Here is a 268-nt window from a genome sequence, read left to right as displayed (position 1 = left end):
CACCTAACGCCCGCATCAGCCGACGCCGCAGGCGGTCGGCTGGATGCGCTTGTTAAGCGCCGTTTACTGATATGGTATAGCAATAAATACCAAGCCTATCTGCTAGGTTTTGTAGCTGAGCAGGGAGATCACTTTCAGTGACTAAATATGCTCGTGCTGTTGGCGGCTGAGATAAAGCTTTTTGCTCTGCTCGGAGTAAAGCCTGATATTTAATACATTGAAATATGCCACGATTTAAATCGTTTTCGTTTGATATGTGCGACTTAAC

1 protein-coding gene is annotated in these 268 nt (G+C 45.9%); it reads right to left on the bottom strand.

Translation table 11 applies throughout. The annotated features are described in order from the left end of the window. Positions 1-52 precede the first annotated feature (52 nt). A partial coding sequence (locus M3P05_RS20830; protein WP_249702072.1) for a hypothetical protein occupies positions 53-268 on the bottom strand: 216 nt, incomplete at its 5' end.

The sequence above is a fragment of the Parendozoicomonas callyspongiae genome (genome assembly GCF_023502345.1).
Taxonomy (GTDB): Bacteria; Pseudomonadota; Gammaproteobacteria; order Pseudomonadales; family Endozoicomonadaceae; genus Sansalvadorimonas; species Sansalvadorimonas callyspongiae.
This window is presented reverse-complemented; position numbering and strand designations above follow the sequence as displayed.